The sequence below is a fragment of the Chitinophaga filiformis genome (assembly GCF_021646545.1).
Lineage (GTDB): Bacteria > Bacteroidota > Bacteroidia > Chitinophagales > Chitinophagaceae > Chitinophaga > Chitinophaga filiformis_A.
In genome coordinates, this window is record NZ_JAKIRP010000001.1 from 978,532 (window position 1) to 996,438 (window position 17,907).

15 protein-coding genes are annotated in these 17,907 nt (G+C 47.3%); 7 read left to right on the forward strand and 8 right to left on the reverse strand.

The annotated features are described in order from the left end of the window. Positions 1-2: 2 nt before the first annotated feature. Both ispG and def read right to left on the reverse strand, forming a co-directional pair. Positions 3-1,946 (reverse strand): (E)-4-hydroxy-3-methylbut-2-enyl-diphosphate synthase, encoded by a 1,944-nt coding sequence (gene ispG / locus L3C95_RS04090; protein WP_236385440.1) that lies wholly within the window; start codon positions 1,944-1,946, stop codon positions 3-5. Positions 1,947-1,996: 50 nt separating this feature from the next. After that, positions 1,997-2,539 carry a peptide deformylase gene (gene def, locus L3C95_RS04095; protein WP_236385441.1) on the reverse strand — a complete coding sequence of 181 codons (543 nt, stop codon included), beginning with the start codon at positions 2,537-2,539 and terminating at the stop codon, positions 1,997-1,999. Between def and L3C95_RS04100 the strand changes: the two genes are divergently transcribed. Continuing rightward, positions 2,538-3,476: a helix-turn-helix domain-containing protein gene (locus L3C95_RS04100; protein WP_236385442.1), complete on the forward strand. Its 939-nt coding sequence runs from the start codon at positions 2,538-2,540 to the stop codon at positions 3,474-3,476. The two genes, def and L3C95_RS04100, sit on opposite strands and share 2 nt — an antisense overlap. Here the strand turns inward: L3C95_RS04100 and L3C95_RS04105 are convergent. From L3C95_RS04105 to kbl, 4 genes are all read right to left on the reverse strand, one after another. Next, entirely contained in the window at positions 3,439-4,197 is a 759-nt protein-coding gene (locus L3C95_RS04105; protein ID WP_236385443.1) for a tetratricopeptide repeat protein, read from the reverse strand. The two genes, L3C95_RS04100 and L3C95_RS04105, sit on opposite strands and share 38 nt — an antisense overlap. Beyond that, positions 4,194-5,231 carry a VWA domain-containing protein gene (locus L3C95_RS04110; RefSeq protein WP_236385444.1) on the reverse strand — a complete coding sequence of 346 codons (1,038 nt, stop codon included), beginning with the start codon at positions 5,229-5,231 and terminating at the stop codon, positions 4,194-4,196. The genes L3C95_RS04105 and L3C95_RS04110 overlap by 4 nt, the downstream gene beginning before the upstream one ends. Positions 5,232-5,662: 431 nt before the next feature. Further along, positions 5,663-6,466, reverse strand: coding sequence for a class D beta-lactamase (gene blaOXA, locus L3C95_RS04115; RefSeq protein WP_236385445.1), 804 nt, complete (start codon positions 6,464-6,466; stop codon positions 5,663-5,665). A 198-nt stretch (positions 6,467-6,664) separates the two neighbouring features. Further along, positions 6,665-7,864, reverse strand: a complete 1,200-nt coding sequence (gene kbl, locus L3C95_RS04120) for a glycine C-acetyltransferase (protein WP_236385446.1) — start codon at positions 7,862-7,864, stop codon at positions 6,665-6,667. A gap of 369 nt (positions 7,865-8,233) precedes the next feature. Between kbl and L3C95_RS04125 the strand changes: the two genes are divergently transcribed. From L3C95_RS04125 to L3C95_RS04150, 6 genes are all read left to right on the forward strand, one after another. Continuing rightward, positions 8,234-8,719, forward strand: a complete 486-nt coding sequence (locus tag L3C95_RS04125; protein WP_089829804.1) for an RNA polymerase sigma factor — start codon at positions 8,234-8,236, stop codon at positions 8,717-8,719. A 51-nt stretch (positions 8,720-8,770) separates the two neighbouring features. After that, the gene (locus tag L3C95_RS04130; protein WP_236385447.1) at positions 8,771-9,925 is read left to right on the forward strand and encodes an anti-sigma factor family protein; all 1,155 of its coding nucleotides are present in this window, start codon (positions 8,771-8,773) and stop codon (positions 9,923-9,925) included. A gap of 23 nt (positions 9,926-9,948) precedes the next feature. Continuing rightward, positions 9,949-10,863 carry an outer membrane beta-barrel protein gene (locus tag L3C95_RS04135; protein ID WP_236385449.1) on the forward strand — a complete coding sequence of 305 codons (915 nt, stop codon included), beginning with the start codon at positions 9,949-9,951 and terminating at the stop codon, positions 10,861-10,863. A gap of 31 nt (positions 10,864-10,894) precedes the next feature. Further along, on the forward strand, positions 10,895-11,140 hold the full coding sequence (locus tag L3C95_RS04140; protein ID WP_236385452.1) for a hypothetical protein: 246 nt from the start codon (positions 10,895-10,897) through the stop codon (positions 11,138-11,140). A gap of 104 nt (positions 11,141-11,244) precedes the next feature. After that, positions 11,245-14,193, forward strand: a complete 2,949-nt coding sequence (locus L3C95_RS04145; protein ID WP_236385454.1) for a M16 family metallopeptidase — start codon at positions 11,245-11,247, stop codon at positions 14,191-14,193. A gap of 187 nt (positions 14,194-14,380) precedes the next feature. Next, positions 14,381-14,953, forward strand: coding sequence for a murein L,D-transpeptidase family protein (locus tag L3C95_RS04150; RefSeq protein WP_236385456.1), 573 nt, complete (start codon positions 14,381-14,383; stop codon positions 14,951-14,953). A 227-nt stretch (positions 14,954-15,180) separates the two neighbouring features. On the opposite strand, the gene L3C95_RS04155 is transcribed toward L3C95_RS04150, so the two are convergent. Then, complete coding sequence (locus tag L3C95_RS04155) at positions 15,181-16,125, reverse strand: alpha/beta hydrolase (RefSeq protein ID WP_236385458.1); 945 nt, start codon at positions 16,123-16,125, stop codon at positions 15,181-15,183. A gap of 76 nt (positions 16,126-16,201) precedes the next feature. Next, positions 16,202-17,827: a RagB/SusD family nutrient uptake outer membrane protein gene (locus L3C95_RS04160; protein WP_236385460.1), complete on the reverse strand. Its 1,626-nt coding sequence runs from the start codon at positions 17,825-17,827 to the stop codon at positions 16,202-16,204. Positions 17,828-17,907: the final 80 nt, after the last annotated feature.

Consider the following 17,907-nt stretch of genomic DNA (forward strand, 5'->3'; position numbering starts at 1 on the left):
TTTTAATTCGCCGTGTCGACCCACATTCCGTTCTCCTTAATGAGGGAGATCAGCTCGTCAACGGCCACCTCACTGTTCAGTCCCCGCTTTACAACCTCTTTCCCCTTATAAAGTGTGATCTTTCCAACGCCGCTGCCCACATATCCAAAGTCGGCATCGGCCATCTCGCCGGGACCATTTACAATACAACCCATGATGGCGATCTTAACCCCTTTGAGGTGGTTGGTCACCGCCCGGATCTTTGCAGTGGTCTCCTGGAGGTCAAATAAGGTCCTCCCGCAGGAAGGACAGGAGATATATTCGGTTTTGGAGATACGTGTCCTGGTGGCCTGTAAAATGCCAAAGGCGATGTTATTGAGAAGGGCATGCCCTGGCGCTTGAGCACCGGTTGCCTCACTGATCAGCCATACACCATCGCCAAAGCCATCCAGCAGGAGGGCGCCGGTTTCAGTTGCATAATGTATCAGGTGCTCATCCGCCGTATTATCTTCCGCGAAGCATTTCAGTATTACAGGTTGCTGTATCTGCCGCTCCAGCAGGGTGATCATAGTACGCCTTACTTCCGGCATCGCATGTTCATTGGAAGAATGCAGGCAGAGTACGATGGTATGGTCTTTAGCCATCTGCAGCAGTAAGTTTTCGGGGATGTCTACTCCGGTATTATGATCAATGAAGTTGATAACCGCCGAACGCTCTTTAGACTGCAGGTATTCTTCCGCAGAAAAGAGCGGCATATATTTCTCTTTATCTGTAGCCGCATTCCAGATATCATGCGGTACGATCACTTTCAGGGTACCTGGCAGGGAGAAAGAGAGTAGCCCGCGGGTAAATATGTAATCGGCCGCCGCATCGGCAATATTCCACTTATCAGTATTGGCGTCATAATGATAGCCGACTGCCTGTAGCTGTTCCGGCGTTATACCAGTGTTGGTGCTGAAGTCAGCAACCACAACAGGCACCTGCCTGCCACCGATATTGTTTACGGCGATGCTTTCGCGGCGCTTATGGTCAAAAGGAGAATAAGGCAGCTGTTCTACCGGAGGGATAGGCGTATGATCCTGCCGGGTGGTATAGCGTTTCACCAGGTCGCGGCATACGGGCAGTTCAAATTCGGGATCTTCGGTAAGGGAGACACGGATGGTATCGCCGATACCGTCTTCCAGCAGGGTGCCAATACCAACGGCAGATTTGATACGGCCGTCTTCACCGTCGCCTGCCTCAGTTACGCCCAGGTGCAGCGGATAGCAGTGCCCCAGCTGGTCCTGCATGGTCTGGATAAGGAGGCGGTAAGCCTGTACCATCACCTGAGGATTGCTGGATTTCATACTGAGCACGATGTTCCTGTAGTTCAGATCTTCCGCAATACGGAGGAATTCCATCGCACTTTCCACCATCCCCATTGGGGTATCGCCATAACGGCTCATGATACGGTCGCTCAGGGAGCCGTGGTTGGTGCCGATACGCATTGCAGTCCCATGTTCCTGGCATATTTTCACCAGGGGCGTGAACTGTTTACGGATGCGGTCTATTTCTTCCTGGTATTCGCTGTCTGTATAAGTGAGTGTCTCAAACTTCTTTTTGTCCACGTAGTTGCCGGGGTTGATACGCACCTTTTCCACGATCCGGGCGGCTATTTCAGCAGCGTTCGGTGTAAAGTGTATATCTGCCACAAGGGGAGTGGTATACCCTCTTTTGCGCAGTTCATTGCGGATAGGCAGCAGGTTCTCTGCTTCCTTCTTGCTCGGAGCGGTAATACGCACCAGTTCCGCACCGGCTTCTATGCAACGGATAGCCTGTTCCACAGTTGCTTTGGTATCCATGGTATCTGTAGTGGTCATGGTCTGGATACGTATGGGATGATTATTACCTATCAGCAGGTCTCCAACCTTTACTTCTAAAGTGGCCAGTCGCTTATACTCCGTTAGTGAATTACAATATAGCTGCATAAAAGAAATCCAAATATCCAGCAAAGGTAATGAATAGAATCGCGAATGGATCAATTGCGCAGCGGGAATTGCATAGGATAGGAGGGCCGGAATTTGCCCCTGCTCACCTTCTGCAATTTATGCCTCAGCAGTGTGCGGCTGAGCGACGAAAGACGGTCGAGGTAAAGCCTGCCCTCCACATGATCGTATTCGTGCTGGATAATACGTGCGTTCATACCCTCGAAAGTGGCCGTCCTGGTTTGAAAATCTGCGTCCTGGTACCGGATGATAATACTATCGGGCCGTGTAACAGGAACGGAGAGTCCGGGTATGCTCAGGCATCCTTCTTCTTCTGTGGAGAAGGTGTTGCCGTACTCCAGTATGGAAGCATTGATGAATACCTGGCGTAAGTGTTCAGCTTCATCCCGGTTATCGGCCAGGAAGATGCGCAGCGGCTGACCAATCTGAGGGGCCGCCAATCCTACGCCGGCGGCATTGTCCAGGGTTTGCCACATATCCGTGATCAGTTGCTGAAGTCCTGGTGTTTCCCTGCTTAGCTCCCTGGTCTGTTGCCGTAGTATGGGAGCGCCATAGGCGAGAATGGGTCGTATCATGTTTTTGTTGCGAAGAACGACCATACCGCCTGGCCACGATAGCACATTTTCGACATCCGTGAACAGGCAGAATGGCGATGGGGGTGATTCTACCTATCTTTACAATGCTATGCCGGTAGATCTGCTCGCACATATTTTTATGGAACGGCTTCCGCTGGCCAAACCCGACCCGGGGCTGGCAGATATTGTGGAAGGTTATTATCACGTGACCTGGGAAGGCCGCGAGAAGGACGTATGGGCAAGCCTGGATGGAGCGCCCGTGCTGGTCTTCCTGTTGAACGCACCGTACCGGATTACATTTAGAGGTGGGCACAACCGGGTCTTTAACCGGGCATTTTTCTGCAGTTTCGGATTACAGGATACCTACATTACTCATCTGCCCAAGGGAATGGAACTACTGGTAGTCAGGTTTACGAACTGTGGATTATATCATTTATTGCAACGACCGGCCATGGGAATCCAGCGTGCATTGTGTGGGATCGGTGAGATATGGGGAAAGCCGGGAGAAGACCTGGCAGAAACGATCTGTAATAGCCGCGGAAAGGAGCAACTGGGATTGCTGGAAGCCTTTTTGCTTCAAGAGCTGCCTGCATATACAGCGGTGAATTATATGCTGCAATCAGCGGTACAACTTATAAGAGATCATCAGGGCCGGATAGCAGTGTCTGATATCTGTAGCCGGTTGCGTCTGAACTATAAATGGCTGGAACGGAATTTCCGGCGATATCTGGGCGTAACGCCCAAGGCTTACCTCAGTAGTATTCGGTTCCTGCATGCCTATTTCAGCCTGATGCAAAATGATGCTGACCTTATCAGCATAGCATTGGATAGCGGCTATTATGATCAGAACCATTTTATCAGAGATTGCAGGAAGTATACCGGGCAGGCGCCATCCCGGATCACCAGTCTTTATCAACCGGCACTACCTGTCCTTTAGCCTTCTTCATTTTGTCCTGCAGTTTGTTCTCTTCCTGGCCTAATGCCTGGAGCAAACGTTCTGCTTCCTGTTTGTTCAATTTGCTGGGCTGTGGTTCTGGCTTCTCGTCCTGCTGCTCTTTATTCTTATTCTTGTCTTTATTCTGCTGGTCCTTGTTTTCGTCCTGTTTGTTCTTGTTCTGCTGATCTTTGTTCTGATCCTTATTCTGCTGGTCTTTATTCTGCTGATTCTTATCCTTGTCTTTTTTGTCCTTGTTATCACCTCCGCCACCTTGCTGTTTTTTCAGCATGGCCTGTGCATAAGCCAGGTTGTAGCGGGCCTCTTCATCTGAAGGATTTTGTTTCAGCGCTTCTTTATATGCCTTGATGCTCTCTTCCCATTTCTTTCCCTCCATAAAGGTGTTACCGATGTTGTAGCTGGCATCGGCCTTGCCCTCACGGGTAGGAGCCATCTTGAAGCTGTTGGCGTACTGAGTGCGGGCGTCGTCAAAACGTTTCTGCTCATACAGGGAGTTACCCAGGTTATAGCGGCCTTCCACAGACTGCTTGTTTACCTCCAGCGCCTTTTTATAATTGGCTTCGGCGTCAGTGTACTGTTTATTCTTATACAGCTCATTGCCTTTGCGGATATACTTATTTCCGGTTTGGGCGAAAGCGCTCTGGCACAGGCAGATCGCCAGGCCAGCCACCAAGGTTCGATATGTCAATTGTAGTTTTGTCATGGTTTTTCTGTAGCGGTAACAACAACATTTGGGCGTACACGGCGCCTGATTTCAGGTATAAAGAACTCGGCAACCAGCAGTAACAGGCTGATAGCCAGGAAGTACTGGTAATAGCTGTTATAGTCTGTGAAGATATTCTCCCCGAATTCTTTCTGCTCCATGCTATCTATCTTCTGGACCAGGGAATTCACCACCTCTTCAGTATTATTATCGAGGTGTTCATAAATACCCCGGCCGGCAGCAGCGATGGATTTTAGTTCATCTTCATTCAGTTTGGAAATAACTGTATTGCCTTCCTTATCTTTTTTGTAGGTGCCTGTTTCCGGATCCGGTAAGGGAGAACCTGTCGGGGAACCTATACCGATGGTATTGATCACCACACCATTGTCAAAAGCCATGTTGGCTTTCGATATAGCGGCTTCGTCATGGTCTTCACCATCGGAAATGATGATGAGGGCTTTATGTTTTCTCTCCTTCTTATTAAAAGCATCATTGCTGACCTGGATCGCCTGTCCGATAGCGGTACCCTGAGTAGGGATCATTTCTGGTCCAACAGTAGAAAGGTACATCTTAGCGGCAGAATAGTCTATGGTCAGTGGCATCTGGAGATAGGCGTTGCCGGCAAATACTACCAGGCCAACGCGGTCATTATCCAGTTTGTCTGCCAGTTTGGAGATGAGTTGTTTGGCCCTGGTAAGACGATCGGGCTTCACATCTCCTGCCAGCATACTTTTGCTGACATCAAGCGCGATCACCACATCTACGCCCTTCCGGGTGATCTTTTCCATCCGGCTACCTTTCTGAATATTGGCAAGACCAATTACTCCGAAAAGGAAGGCAAGGAAGATCAACAGGAAACGGAAGGTGAAGCGCCGGCGGGAATAACCGGTAAATAATTTCTCTACAAGTACAGGGTCACCCAGTTTGCGAACGGAGCGCCTTTTCCACCAGGATATGCTGAGGAATGCCAGTTGCAGTACCAGTAATAAGACCAGTGCCCATAAGTATTCGCTATGCTGAAAACGTAACATCATCCAATAAAGATTTCTTCTGCCGGTCGTGAGGGGACCGGACACAGGGATCAAATATAATTTTTTTAGTACGTTTTACATCATATGTAAGTGGTGATTTAGGAGTTTTTTAACGCTATAAGGGCAGAAGAGGTGATAGATAAGCAGTTACCGGAGAGCATAGAGGAGAGTACAGCCGAAAAAGAGGGCCAAAGGTCCCGGAGCAAAAGTTTTGTTTAGACAGGATACGTTGGTGCCAGCAATTGCAGACCTTGAGAGCGGCTATGATAAAGGGCTGAGCACTAATTGATTGACGCCGGCAAATATGTGAGTAATAGCGATTTTTGCCTTAACGATTGATTGTTGACGGTGGCAAATATGTGAAAAGGCACTAAAAAAGCCATAGTTCAACAGGTATCTGACCTGTGCAACTATGGCCTTGAATGAGTTTCTATTTATTTCAACCCCTCCATATAACCTGCATCTTTCAGCAGACTTTTCAGCAGGTCCATACGAACCTTGCTGATGTCGAGGGCTTTATCTTCCGTATCGAAGTTCAGGACAAAGAAAGTAGGATGACCATTTTCTTCGATCCAGCCAGTGATCCAGGCAATCGTTTTGGAACCTACTGTTGCCATACCGGTTTTATAGCTGAGTTCATACTTGTCAGTTTTCTCCATCAGCATAATGGCGCGGACCCATTGCATAGTCAGCTTATGAAAGGGTAGCTGATCGAAGTACAGCTTCTTGACAAAACCAAGTTCCTCATCCGGAGAGATCTGCAGGCTGTTGTCGAGCCAGAATGTGTCAATACGACTGATCTTCATATTGCCATACTTGACAGTGTCAAGCCAATGCTGCATGACAGGTTTGGTGATGCGGCGGGCCACTTCCTGGTAGTAAGGGACAGCTGACAGTTGGAACGCCCGCTTCATACTGAGGGATTGATTCCACTCAGGAACTGAACGTACAATACCATCCCAGGGAATGACAGTGGAAGTGTCTTTCAGTACGCCGGTTTCAAGTCCTACGAGAGAATTAAAGATCTTGAAGGTGGAGGCCGGCACGAAACGTTCCTTCGCCCGGTCTATATTATATACCTTAAAGGTACCCTGGCTGTTGTTGAACAGCATAAAGCATCCTTCTACTTTGTATTCGGTAAAATACTTTTCCCAGTCTTTTTCAACCTTAACGTTGTTCGGAGCGCAGGCGTTCGCCAGCATGGCTACCAGCAGGAGTATCCAGCCAGTTTGTTTCATATACTTCTTTTTAGTGCTGCAAAAGTAGCAAATCGGGGCATATATATCCATTCGATATAGAAATGACGGTGAAGTGATAAGGCTGGCAATGCCTGGTAGCGGAGACAAGAAAAAGGGCCGGTCCGCAGACCAGCCCCTGGAAGTCGTTTTTGATTTTTCTGAAGCCAGCCTTGGGAAAGACGGCTTCGTATGTATGTATTATTGAACTAATTGCTTGATTACACCCAGTTCCTTACCCACTTTGGTAAAGGCGGCAATAGCCTTATCCAGGTGCGCCTGTTCATGAGCAGCACTGAGCTGAACACGGATACGGGCCTGGCCTTTCGGAACCACAGGGAAGAAGAAGCCGATCACATAGATACCTTCTTTCAGGAGTTTGTCTGCAAACTGCTGGCTCAGTACCGCATCGTACAGCATTACCGGAACAATCGGGTGGTCGCCTGGTTTGATATCGAAGCCCGCTTCCGTCATTTTAGTCCGGAAGTAGCGGGTATTATATTCCAGTTTGTCCCTGAGGGCCGTAGTAGAGCTTAACATCTTCAGTACGGAAATAGAAGCGCCGACTATGCTGGGGGCTACAGAGTTGGAGAAGAGATAAGGACGGCTACGCTGGCGCAGCATGTCTATGATCTCTTTCTTACCGCTGGTGAAACCGCCTGATGCACCGCCAAGGGCCTTACCCAGGGTACCGGTGATGATATCGATACGGCCCATTACATTACGGTATTCGTGGGTACCACGGCCGGTTTTACCCAGGAAGCCGGAGGAATGGCTTTCGTCAATCATTACAATCGCATCGTATTTATCTGCCAGATCACAGATCTTGTCCAGCTGGGCAATGGTGCCGTCCATGCTGAAAGATCCGTCAGTAACGATAATACGGCTACGAAGGTGAGCTGACTCCTGTAGTCTGGCTTCCAGGTCAGCCATATTGTTATGTTCGTAACGGTAACGCTGCGCTTTACAGAGGCGTACACCGTCGATAATAGAAGCGTGGTTGAGCGCATCAGAGATGATGGCATCCTGTTCATTGAAGAGAGGTTCGAATACACCACCGTTGGCGTCGAAAGCGGCAGCGTACAGTATAGTGTCTTCAGTACCAAGGAATTCCGCCAGTTTCTGTTCCAGCTCGCGGTGAATGTCCTGGGTGCCGCAAATAAAGCGGACACTGCTCATGCCATATCCATGGGTATCTATGGCATCTTTGGCCGCCTTGATCACATCGGGGTGGCTGGAAAGGCCCAGGTAGTTATTAGCACAGAAGTTAATAACGGTGTTTCCACCTACCTGAATCTCGGCTCCCTGTTCAGAGGTAATCACCCGCTCGTTCTTAAAAAGTCCGGCGGAGCGTATTTCATCCAGTTCCTGTTGAAGGCGGGCAATGAATTTTTGGTTCATAAGTAGCAGATTTTATAACCTGGTTCAAAGTTATGGCAATAAATGTATTGCGATTCTCTCACCCGTGACGGCTTTTGTGCCCAAGCCGAAAAAGTTTGACGGGTCTGTAACATTTGGGGACTGCTCTGCGTCATAGTAATGTCTGCACGTCGATCCCGCGTAGATTGGTTATTGTGTGGCAGCGGGGTCCGGACTGAGTTGAAATTTCCGCGCTATTGAAGGATGGCAACGTCCATGCGGGAACTTGCCGTCCAGAGTGATACGTGCAGGACATAGGCGCACAGACGAATGTGGGATTAGAAATGAGGGGGAGATGAGCGGATATAAAGTAATTGTCGGACATTAGCACTAAAATCCCGCAACACCCGGATGACGGAAAAGGAGTACAATCAATGCGTGGACCTGTACGCGGACAATCTCTTCCGGTTTATTGTTAAAAATTTAGACCATACCGAGGACGCCAGAGATGTTGTACAGAATGCGTTTGAAATATTGTGGAAGCACTGTAACGATGTGCCTTTTGAGAAAGGCAAGTCATACCTGTTTACTGTTGCCTACCACAATATGATAGATCATGTCCGCAAGGTGAAGCGTATTACACTGGTAGACGATTTTAAAGAAGAGACTAAGATCTCAGAGCAAAGGATCCATGATGCAAAAAAGGTACTGGAGAAGGCATTGGACAAACTGACAGATGTTCAGCGCTCACTCATACTCTTGAAGGATTATGAAGGCTACAGCTATGAGGAAATAGGAGAAATTATGCAGTTAAATCCCTCACAGGTAAAGGTTTATCTGCACAGGGCCAGGTTACACCTGAAGCAGTACCTGGTGAAGATGGAGAATGTGATCTAGCACAGGTGACGGGAATCGAGTAATATTGCATATTAATTATATGTTTTTGAGTTGGCAGTTAATATAAACATATCGAACTACGAGGAATTCCTGCTCAGCGCCATTGATGGTGAGCTGAACGGGGAGGAGCGGGCCGCATTGGAAGCCTTTATGCAACAGCATCCGGAAGTCCGCAAGGAACTGGCGTTGCTGGAGGCCACAAAGTTGCATCCTGATGAGGAAATGAAATTTGATGCCAAAGAAGCGCTCTACAAACATACCAGTGGCCTGTCTGCCACAAATTATGAACGTTTCCTGCTGGATTACGTTGATAATGAACTGAGTGCGTCAGAAAAGAGGGAACTGGAGGCATTGATCGGCCAGTACCCTCATATTCAAAAGGAGTTGTCGCTCCTGCAGGCTACAAGGTTAAGCCCTGATCTCTCTGTAACATTTGGGAATAAAGCATCGCTATATAGGAAAAGGGAACGTACAACCGTACGCCCATTGTGGTGGTGGAGCGCTGCTGCCGCTGTGGTTGTCGGGCTTAGCGTCTGGATGCTCCCTGGTCAGCGTTCAGGCGATAAATCACAAGTGGCTGTTAATCAGCCGTCCACTACAGGCGATTCACCTGCAGTACAGCAGTCAGCTGGCAGGCAGATTAACACCCCTTCTCTCGCGGATGCGGCTAAACAAGCGGGCAGTTCAGCAGAAGAAGAGTCTACACCTGCTGCCGCTGACCAGAAAGGTAACGCAGATGTGATTGCCAGGACCACAAGCGATAGCGATATTCAAAGTAGGACTTCAGCCACTAATGTCATTGCTCAAAAAGGACCGGATGGCAGAACAAATAAAGCTACCGTATCTGAAGCAACTACGGCTGAGCAGAAACAGGGGACCGGCGTTGACCGCCTGCCTGATAGTCGCTTACCAGTGCTGGCTAACATACCGCAACCAGCATCTACTTCCGGGGAAGTAGTGCAGCAGCTGCAGGAGAAAACGGCACAGCAGGAGAAAATACTGGCACAGAACGTTGCGCCTGTACCCGAGAAAAACGCTGTTATGGCCAATGCAGAAAAGATTGATAACGCGCCTGTTGCATCACCAGCTGCAGCTGCGGCACCGGCAAATGGCGAACTGGTAGTGGCAGTGACGATGAATGGAGACAGTAAACTGCTTAATGGAGTGGCCAATGTAGCCAGGTTCCTGTCCCGCAAGAAGAAATAATCCGATGAATGAACTTTTTTGATATGAAGTGTAAAGTTTTACGCTATTTATTGTTACTACTTATTGTAAGTGTTGGTGCAAATGCCCAGACCGCCGACAGCCTGGTGGAGACTATCCAGATCAAAGGGCTGATCATTGTTAAGGGGAAAGACACAAAGGGTAAGCGCATCTTCAAGGTCTATAACGATACCGCATATGCCAAGGAAAGGTTGAAAAAGAACCTGCAAACCAGATGGTTCGTGGTGGACGTAGGTTTCAATAATTATATAGACCGTAGTGATTATACAGGGGCTGTCGCTTTATCCTACTATGCGCCTAATGGAGTATCAGATGTCTATAATAAGTCTTTTACTTATTCAGCAGCTGGTTTGAATACTCTGGCCCCCCGCGGAGGGAGCACGCCGCTTACGCCATCGGAGTTTAAACTGATTACCGGAAAGTCGATCAATGTTAATATCTGGCTGTTCCAGCAACGGTTGAATATCTATAAACATAAACTGAACCTGATCTATGCCTTAGGAGTTGAAATGAATAACTACCGCTTTGCGAGAAATATTACCTATGTCCCCGGATACCCCACCCAGATCATACGTGACAATGTTAATTTTTCAAAGAATAAGTTGTTCGCCGAATACCTGAGCGTACCATTAATGCTGAACTTCAATAGTAACCCGGCCCGCCCTTCCAGAGCCTTCAAAATGGGGATGGGAGTGATGGGAGGATACCTGGTAAAGGCCCGGACGAAACAGATCAGCAGAGAGCGTGGAAAGGAAAAGAAAGTGGATGAATTCAACCTCAACAAATGGAAATTAAGCCTGACAGGAGATATAGGTTATGGACCTCTCAAACTTTATGGTAATTTTGCATTAACTCCTTTACATGATTATGGCCTGGAACAGTATCCTTTCTCAATTGGGATACGTTTTAATAGCTTTTAACCGTTTTTGGGGGATCAAAATCTATATTAGTATGCGTTCTTTTATTGCTTTTCTGGCCTGTACCGGGTTTATTGTATGGGCACATTCATGTGAGAAGAGAATTGTAGGGGTGAAAGTTTATGCTCATCAGCCGGGTGAAAATGATGGATTATCGTTTAATGGCCTCACTTACGAGCGCCCTTTGTTGTTAGCTCATACGGAAGCCCCTGTAGCTATTGATGCACTGTTTGTTAATATCGAGTACGGACCTGCCACTGAACACGACTGGAAAAGATAGGCCATTGCTCATCTTTTAGTCCCTTTTAACAAATTCCTGTTGCCTCACATCCGGCCATTACCATTATATTTGGTAATGTTTTTTTTATTTTCAAAAACCAATACATGAACCTCATTACAAAAGCAATCTCTTCATTGCTTGTAGCCTGTGCTATCTCCAATATTGCAGGCGCACAACAGAAGAAGTATGAGTGGAAGGAGGGCACATCCGGAGGATATACATATAAGTATATCACTAACGACCCGATGAAAGCACGCTTCTACACCCTGAAAAACGGGCTGACCGTAATTCTCAGCGTTAACAAAAAGGATCCACGTATTCAGACCCTGATCGGTACCCGCGCTGGTAGCAACAACGATCCGCACGATCATACCGGTCTGGCTCACTACCTGGAACACCTCCTTTTTAAAGGTACCCAGCGGTTCGGTTCACTGGACTGGTCAAGGGAAAAACCCTATCTCGATGAGATCGAGGGGCTGTATGATACTTACAATCATACCAACGATGTGACTGCCCGTAAAGCAGTATACCATCAGATTGACAGCGTATCGGGACTGGCGGCAAAGTATGCCATTGCCAACGAGTACGACAAACTGATGGCAGGTATGGGCTCACAGGGTACCAATGCACATACCTGGGTAGAAGAAACCATCTATCAGGAAGATATTCCTTCCAATGTGGTAGACAAATTTCTGGCAGTACAGGCGGAAAGGTTCAAAGACCCGGTTTTCCGTTTGTTCCATACCGAGCTGGAAGCTGTATATGAAGAAAAGAACAGGGGCCTGGATAATGATGCCCGTAAGTCTTATGAGCTGATGCTGTCTTCCCTGTTTCCGACACATAATTATGGTCAGCAGAGCACCATTGGTACAATAGAGCATCTGAAGAATCCTTCTCTGAAAGCAATCCGCGATTTTTATAACGCCTATTATGTGCCTGATAATATGGCCATTGTAATGGCAGGAGATCTCGATCCTGACCAGGTGATCAGACAGGTGGAGAAGAACTTCTCTTACATGCAACCCAAGCCGGTTAACGAGTACAAATCGCCGGTAGAGAAGCCAATCACTGCGCCTATCGTGAAGGAAGTATTTGGTCCTGACGCCGAAAACGTGATGATCGCTTTCCGTATGCCGGGAGCGCTGGATGTAAAGTCCAACGTACTTCTGTCAGTAGTATCTGAGGTGATGAACAATGGTAAGGCTGGTCTGCTTGATCTGAATATCAACAAACAGCAGAAGGTGCTGAGATCAAGTGCTGGTGTCATGCCCTGGAAAGACTATTCTGTATTTAGCCTGAGTGGGACTGCCAAACAGGGACAGACCCTGGAAGAGGTAAAAGACCTGTTGCTGGGACAGTTGGAAATTCTGAAAAAAGGAGAGTTTGACGAGACAATGGTAAGGGCCATCGTAAATAACGCCAAGCTATCTGAGCTGCAGGGGCTGGAAAGCAATAACACCCGTGCGAACGCATTAATGGATGGCTTTATCAAACACAGAGGAAAGAACTGGGCAACAGATGTTTCTTTCGTGGATGATATGGGTAAGGTGACGAAACAGCAGATTGTTGATTTCGCTAACAAATACTTCGCTAATAACTACGTACTGCTCTATAAACGTAAAGGCGAAGACAAGAATATCCAGAAGGTAGAGAAGCCGGCCATTACACCGGTGGAAGTAAACCGTGAGGCGCAATCTGCCTTCCTGAAAGAGATCAACGAAATGCCTGCAGCCAAGATCCAACCGCTGTGGCTGGACTTCAATAAAGATATCCAGAAGGGTAAACTTGGTGCGGCAGATGTACTGTATGTACAGAATAAAGACAACAGCCTGTTCCGTTTGTACTACCGCTTCGAAATGGGTAGCTGGAACAATAAACTGTTACCGCTGGCAGCACAGTATCTTCAGTTCCTGGGAACTGATAAATACACTACTGAGCAGATCAGTAAAGAATTCTACAACATCGCATGTAACTTCAACGTATCCGCAGGTACTGATGTGACAACTATCAGCATCAGTGGCTTACAGGAGAACTTTGATAAAGCAGTATCCCTGTTCGAGCATCTGTTGGCGAATTGTCAACCGAACGAGCAGGCGCTGGCAGCATTCAAAGGCCGTCTGACCAAAAGCCGTTCAGATAGCAAACTGAATAAAGGCAACATCCTGAAAGGTCTGGCGAGCTACGCTATGTATGGTTCAAAAAATCCTTTCAATAACCAGCTAAGCCAGGCAGAGCTGGACGGTATCACCGCACAGCAGCTGGTAGATATCCTGCACTCTCTGCCGCAATATCAGCACTCAGTTATTTACTATGGCCCACAGACGCTGGACGCGGCGATCGCTGCTGTACAAAAAGAACATACTGTGCCGGCGGCCCTTAAGCCAGTACCTGCCGCTATAAAGTTTGATAAGATAGACCAGGGCAGCAACCAGGTATTGTTTACAGACTACGACATGGTACAATCTGAGGTGAACTGGGTAAGGAACACAGACACCTACAAAGCTGAGAATACTGCGCTGGTAGATATGTTTAACGGCTACTTTGGCGGTAACATGGGTTCCATCGTATTCCAGACCATTCGTGAATCTAAGGCGCTGGCTTATTCAACTTACGCTTATTACGCTAGTCCCGACCGAAAGGATGCCCGTTACTCTGTAGTAGCTTATGTGGGTAGTCAGGCAGATAAAATGAACGAGGCCATCAACGGTATGAATGAATTGCTGAATGATATGCCGCGTTCTGATAAACAGTTTGAAACTGCCAGACAGAGTCTGAAACAGGATATTGAAACGGAACGCATTACCCAGGACGGTATCATCTTCAACTACCTGGCAGCAAAAAAACTGGGACTGGACAATGATTACCGTAAAACAGTGTATTCACAGATCGACGGTATCACGTTTGATAATGTGAAGCAGTTCCATGAACAGAACATTGCGAAGAAGCCTTACACTTATTGCATCCTTGCTTCAGAGAAGAAAGTAAGCGTGGACGATCTGAAGAAGTATGGAAATGTGAAGAAAGTGACGCTGGAGGAAATCTTCGGTTACTAAGCAGAACAACAATAATGCAAAATACATAGCGGCACTGCCGTATATATTCATGAACCATCCGGTTCCGTACAGAGATCATCTGAGGGAAATTCCGGATGGTTCTTTATTTTTGCTATCTGAAATTTTTAACCATTTGCAATAATCGGTTGACAGTCAACGTTAACATTAATGCAAAATCCCTGTGAAAATGAATCGCTATTGCTTGTTGATACTCCTGGTGCTGACGCTGAGTGTATCAGGATTTACTACTAATAAAGGTGATGAAGATTACCTGTACAAAGTGAAAATACTTCCTGGCAGCATTGATCCTGACAAAGTATTTTTACTGATTGACAAGAGTGACTACCGGTTATATCTTTATGAGGATGTCACGTTGAGAAAGATCTATAAGGTAGTTTTTGGAAACAAGGACCAGTCGCCTAAAAGACAGGAGGGCGATCGCCTGACGCCGGAAGGAACGTTTCATATATTAAGCAAGAGAATAGATAAGCTCTGGAATCGTTTTATGCTGTTGGATTATCCCAACGAGGCAGCATGGAACAGGTTTCATGAACTGCAGGAGAGTGGACAACTCTCTGCCGGCGCTACGCCCGGTGGCGGTATCGGTATTCATGGTGTGGAATGGAATTCCGGCATACGGGACAACTATGTAGAGGGCCGCATTAACTGGACCCTGGGTTGTGTGAGCATGAAAAACGGAGACGTGAGTGAACTGTATGATATTATCAAGGTTGGGACACCTGTTGTAATAAGACGTTAATGCTGTAATGCACATAGCAGTGTGCATATTTACCTTTACATTAAGAAACGCATTCGTAAAGATCTTACATGCTATTCATGATTAAGAACGGTGCCGCTATGGCCTGGCCAGGAGCATTGTAGTGATACCGGGCGCAACCTGGTATCATGATTATCATAAAGGCGGATGTTGGTCTTGTGAAGCACGCTTCATTCGGGTGGAGCGTGCTTTTTTATTCGTGAGAGGGGTTATCTGGCTTTCAGGAATGCTTGTACATGTTGTTTCCATTTTTTTCCTTCTTTTCTGCAGAATGACTGATGCCCGCAGTCTTCAAAAATGACCAACTCTTTTTTCTTCGTACCGAGATGCTCGTAAATACTGATGGTCTCCTGTTTGGTAACACGGCTGTCATGTGCGCCCCAGTTAACCAGCGCAGGCATGGTAATGCTTTTGGCATAATCGTCCGGATTGTGGTTAAAGCCCCAGAAGCCGTTTTCTATACCTCCCCAGAAGGTAAGCAGTTGCGAAAAAGGAGTGCCGGGCAGGCCTACAGCCCGCATCCTGCCTTTAACAGCGTCAGTAAGTGTGGCGAAAGAGCATTCGATGATCAGTTTATCAGGATGCAGGTGATAGGTGGGCACGGCTCTCAGAATAGCCGCTGCTCCCATACTAGCGCCCCATAGCACGATATGCTTTTCCCCTTTTTGCTGTACAAAATTGTAGGCCAGCATCACATCTTCCGCTTCTTTATAACCCACAGTACATACATTACCCTCACTGTTGCCGTGTGCGCGAAAGTCCATCAGTAGTGTGTTGAAACCAAGCGTCTGAAAATATTCTGCTTCAGGAATAGGACCGTCTTTACTGCCACCATAACCATGGAAGAGAATAACAGTTCCTTTGGAGGAGGGAACTGGCATCCACCATCCTTCCAACCGTAAGCCATTGCTGGTGGTGAGGTGAATGATTTCATAGCGGACTTCGGGCGTGCGCCTGACAATGGACTTTGAAAGACGTACGCCGAGCAGCAGGATCTGCGCCTTTTCCATGACGCTCATTTGTTCGGGGAGTTTATTTTTAAAGCTACCCGGGGCATAGAAGTGGGTGAACTTCCAGGCATGGAAAGCGGCTATGATATTCAATAGGAGGAATAATATAAGGAGTACGCGAAAGGTACGTTTCAGAAGCTTCATGGAGTAAAAGTAAAAAAAGCGGGTGGATCCTCATTGGGCTCCACCCGCTTTTTGGAAGTATCATCAGTAATAGTGACTAATAGCCAACATTCTGATATAAATTAGGATAAGTGCTGAGTTTATCCATGTAAACAGGTAATAGTGCATTGTATTCATGATATCCTTTTGAGGAGAGCACCTGCATTGCTTGACCTGTTGCTACAAGATATCTGAAGCGGAAACCCTCACGATACAATTCTTCTTTGGAAAGTGCATCCACCTCTTTCCTTGCATCTTCAATTGTCGTGAAGGAGATAGCAGGTTTTTTACCGCGGGTACGTATTTTATTGATCGCTTCAGTTGCACCATCGATATCATTTATCATAGTGTGTGCCAGGGCATTCAGGAGATATGTCTCTGTATAACGGATAACAGGAAGGAAATTCACTGTAAGACCGCCGCGTACAAAGTATTCTTTGAATGGAGAGATCAGGCCGGAAGACTGTTCCTGATTCCAGATGATCTCACTATTGGAGGCAGATACAAAGACCTGCGCGGAATCGGCAAGCGTATACTTTCCGGAAGAGATGATCTTGTCTGTGTAACTAATCATGGTGACAGGATTTTTCTCCAGCAGTGCCAGCCTGGCCAGCATCATATTAGCCGCACCGGTGGTCAGCTCAGTCCTTCTATTCGCTGGCGGCGCGTCAGGTAATGATGGCAGTGCGTCGTTGAGATCTTTTTTAATAAAGGCTCTCGTTTCTTCCAGGGATGCGCGGGAGATATCGCCGGGAATGGTCGTTTTCTCAACTAATGGCAATGCGCCAAAGTAAGTACTTAGTTCAAGGTATACAAAAGCGCGGGCGGCCTTTGCCTGAGCTATCAGTGCAGCATTGTCACCACCAATTTGCTGGAGGCTTATCAGCGTTCTGTTTAATTCGCGGATTGAAGTAAAGGCATTCTCCCAGAAAACCCAACTGATAACAGAAGAGGATGCGCTGAGCGTGAACTGATCATACATGCACCAGTCAGGAAAGTCGCGACAGTCTGCATCATCACTGAGTATGCCATCCAGCATAGCGGCATCTCTATGTAGGTAGCTGATACCTGATATCCGGTCGTGCAGGGCCACATCAACTTCCTCAAAGGACTTATAAAGGGAGGCCTGTGAGTTGGATTTGTAGCCGATGATAATGTCCTTGCTAATAGTCGAGTCGATGGCTGCGGTAATGCTTGTGAAAGGCGCTTCTGTAACATCACTTTCTGAGATCATACCATCGCCATTCAGATCTTTGAACCTGAAGTCGCCGGCAATGGCATTTTGCTGTACGGGAGTCTGTGGGGCTTTAATTTCCGCCTCTGTCTGGAAAATCGTGTCAGATACCCATGTCTGGCCCTTGCCGTTGTCCCAGGTATTACTTTTGTCTTCCTTAAAAGCCACAATGAAATAGGAGCCTGCCGGTACCTGTTTGAATTCTGCCAGACCTATGTTGTTAGTGGTGGCAGTGAAGGCTGGTTTTTTAGCCAGATAGTCTGCGCGGGATGCAAACAACTGTACAGTTGCTTCCTGCGTACGCCCTCCTTTTCTATTTGCTGCGTCCCATGTTGTAGCATCATAAACAGTGATCTGAACCGATCCGCCTGGCAAAGGCAGAGGCGTTTTGTCGTCCTTTTTGCACGCCCAAAGGCCGCACAGCAGGGAAAGGGTAAATAATTTTTTCATAGATGAATTGTGTTGCTAACGCTATAGTATTTAATAGGTATTGTGTATGTGGGTTTACTTTTTGTTGTTTGCGGGTGTAC

What these genes read in the sequence shown, in the direction of transcription:
- L3C95_RS04135 (WP_236385449.1), top strand. Translation starts at nt 9,949, where the DNA reads ATGAAGTGTAAAGTTTTACGCTATTTATTGTTACTACTTATTGTAAGT.
- L3C95_RS04160 (WP_236385460.1), bottom strand. Translation starts at nt 17,827, where the DNA reads ATGAAAAAATTATTTACCCTTTCCCTGCTGTGCGGCCTTTGGGCGTGC.
- def (WP_236385441.1), bottom strand. Translation starts at nt 2,539, where the DNA reads ATGATACGACCCATTCTCGCCTATGGCGCTCCCATACTACGGCAACAG.
- blaOXA (WP_236385445.1), bottom strand. Translation starts at nt 6,466, where the DNA reads ATGAAACAAACTGGCTGGATACTCCTGCTGGTAGCCATGCTGGCGAAC.
- ispG (WP_236385440.1), bottom strand. Translation starts at nt 1,946, where the DNA reads ATGCAGCTATATTGTAATTCACTAACGGAGTATAAGCGACTGGCCACT.
- L3C95_RS04150 (WP_236385456.1), top strand. Translation starts at nt 14,381, where the DNA reads ATGAATCGCTATTGCTTGTTGATACTCCTGGTGCTGACGCTGAGTGTA.
- L3C95_RS04100 (WP_236385442.1), top strand. Translation starts at nt 2,538, where the DNA reads ATGTTTTTGTTGCGAAGAACGACCATACCGCCTGGCCACGATAGCACA.
- L3C95_RS04145 (WP_236385454.1), top strand. Translation starts at nt 11,245, where the DNA reads ATGAACCTCATTACAAAAGCAATCTCTTCATTGCTTGTAGCCTGTGCT.
- L3C95_RS04105 (WP_236385443.1), bottom strand. Translation starts at nt 4,197, where the DNA reads ATGACAAAACTACAATTGACATATCGAACCTTGGTGGCTGGCCTGGCG.
- L3C95_RS04140 (WP_236385452.1), top strand. Translation starts at nt 10,895, where the DNA reads ATGCGTTCTTTTATTGCTTTTCTGGCCTGTACCGGGTTTATTGTATGG.
- L3C95_RS04110 (WP_236385444.1), bottom strand. Translation starts at nt 5,231, where the DNA reads ATGATGTTACGTTTTCAGCATAGCGAATACTTATGGGCACTGGTCTTA.
- L3C95_RS04155 (WP_236385458.1), bottom strand. Translation starts at nt 16,125, where the DNA reads ATGAAGCTTCTGAAACGTACCTTTCGCGTACTCCTTATATTATTCCTC.
- L3C95_RS04125 (WP_089829804.1), top strand. Translation starts at nt 8,234, where the DNA reads ATGACGGAAAAGGAGTACAATCAATGCGTGGACCTGTACGCGGACAAT.
- kbl (WP_236385446.1), bottom strand. Translation starts at nt 7,864, where the DNA reads ATGAACCAAAAATTCATTGCCCGCCTTCAACAGGAACTGGATGAAATA.